Here is a 2,211-nt window from a genome sequence, read left to right on the forward strand (position 1 = left end):
TGTCGGTGAACGCACCCTGCGGGCGATCCGGGGCACCGTCGTCGGGCTGGTCCCGCAGGATCCGATGGTTGGTCTCAACCCGACGATGCGCATCGGCGGCCAGGTGGCCGAGTCCGTCCGCAGGCGCGGCGTGGACAAGCGACTCGTACCCGCCGAGGTGGTGGAGGTCCTGGAACGGGCGGGGCTGGACAATCCGGTGCTGCGCGCCCGGCAGTATCCGCACGAGCTCTCCGGCGGCATGCGGCAGCGGGTGCTCATCGCCATCGCGCTGGCCGGGCATCCCCGCCTCATCGTCGCCGACGAGCCGACGAGCGCGCTGGACGTCACCGTGCAGCGCACGATCCTCGACCATCTCGGGCGTCTCGTCACCGAGACGGGAACCTCCCTGCTCATCATCACCCACGACCTCGGGGTCGCCGCCGACCGCGCCGACCGTGTGATCGTCATGCAGAACGGACGGGTGGTCGAGCGCGGCGACCCGGAGTCGATCCTGCTCGCGTCCAGCGACCCCTACACCCGGCACCTCATCGAGGTCGCCCCGGCGCTGTCGCACTCCGGGCACGTCGTCCCGCGCTTCACCGAGGTCGACCCGGCACCGGAGATCCTGCGCCTGGAGGCTGTCTCCAAGGACTTCCGCCTGCCCAGGACGTCCGGCGGCGACCGGGTCTTTCGGGCGCTGGAGGACGTCACGCTCTCGGTGCGGGCGGGACAGACCCTGGGCCTGGTCGGCGAGTCGGGATCGGGCAAGACCACCGCGCTGCGCATCGCCATGGGACTGGACAAGCCCACCAGCGGACGGGTGCTCCTGGACGGAAAGGACATCACATCCGCCGGCTGGTCGGAACTGAGGCCGCTGCGACGGCGGTTCCAGCTCGTGCACCAGAACCCGTACTCCTCGTTGGATCCGCGGTTCAGCGTCGAGGAGAGCATCGCCGAACCACTGGTCTCCTTCCGGGTCGGCAACCGGGCCAGCCGTAGCGCCCGGGTCCGTGAGCTGCTCGACCAGGTCGCCCTCCCGGTGGATTTCCGTGAGCGCAGGCCGAGCGAGCTGTCGGGAGGGCAGCGCCAGCGGGTGGCGATCGCCCGGGCGCTCGCGCTCGGACCAGAGCTGGTCTTCCTCGACGAGCCCGTCTCCGCGCTCGACGTCTCGGTGCAGGACCAGATCCTGGGACTGCTCACCGGGCTTCAGCGGGAGCTCGGGGTCAGCTACTTCTTCATCTCCCACGACCTCGCGGTCGTCGCCCAGCTCTCGCACGAGGTGGCCGTGCTGCGCCGCGGCCGTGTCGTCGAGAGCGGTTCGACCGCGGCCGTGTTCGCCGCGCCCGAGCAGGAACACACCCGTGAGCTGCTCGGCGCCATTCCCGGGCAACGTTTCGCCGCCGCGCTGGCGGCGGCACCTCGACCGGAGGGGATCCGGTCAGAACCGGATGGGATTCCGGCAGGATCGGAGGAGCTCCGATCCTGACCGGAGAAGATCCGGTCAGGATCGGGGGAGATCCCGTCGGCGCCGTAGGCGTTCCCTCCAGGTGCCCGTGGGAGTTCCCAGGCAAGTTCCCGTGCGAAAGGAAGGTAGTGCCATCAGCGGCAGGTACATCGTCATCGGGGCCGGTGCGGTGGGCGCGACCGTCGCCGCGCAGCTGGACGGGGCCGGGATCGGCGTCGTCGCGGTGGCCAGGGGTGCGAACCTCGAGGCGTTGCGATCCCAGGGCCTGCGCTACATCCGGCCGGACGGCGACCGGCGGGTCGCGCTTGAGGTCGCAGGTGGGCCGGACGAGGTCGACCTGCGCGCGGACGACGTGCTGGTGCTCGCCGCCAAGTCGCAGGACTCCGAAGCGCTGCTGCAGCAGTGGGCGTGGCGCCCGGTGGACGTACACGGCACTGTGCGCACGGCCGCGGAGGTGCTGCCGATCCTGGTGCTGCAGAACGGGCTCGAGAACGCCCGTGCGGCGCTGCGACGGTTCGCCACGGTGGTCGACGCGGTCGTCATCCTCCCGTCCTCGCACCTGAGGCCCGGGGAGGTCGTGTCCCCGAGTGCGCCGATCGTCGGCGCCTTCTACCTCGGCCGCGCGGGCCGCGCGCCACGGGGCCGTGACTCGATCGTGGGGGACTCGATCCTGGGGGACCCGATAGCGGGTGGCCCGATCACGGAGGACCCGATCACGGAGGACCCGACCGTGGATGACCCGACCGTGGATGACCCGACCGTGGAGC

The 2,211-nt window shown here is 71.2% G+C and carries 2 protein-coding genes; both read left to right on the forward strand.

Going from position 1 to position 2,211, the window contains the following annotated elements:
- The coding region (locus DD1DGNOD_RS09430; RefSeq protein WP_131769921.1) for an ATP-binding cassette domain-containing protein at positions 1-1,465 on the forward strand (1,465 nt) is incomplete at its 5' end.
- A 91-nt stretch (positions 1,466-1,556) separates the two neighbouring features.
- Positions 1,557-2,211 (forward strand): ketopantoate reductase family protein (locus DD1DGNOD_RS09435; protein ID WP_430827785.1); only part of this gene is annotated, 655 nt, incomplete at its 3' end.

The sequence above is a fragment of the Candidatus Protofrankia californiensis genome (assembly GCF_900634765.1).
Taxonomy (GTDB): Bacteria; Actinomycetota; Actinomycetes; order Frankiales; family Frankiaceae; genus Protofrankia; species Protofrankia californiensis.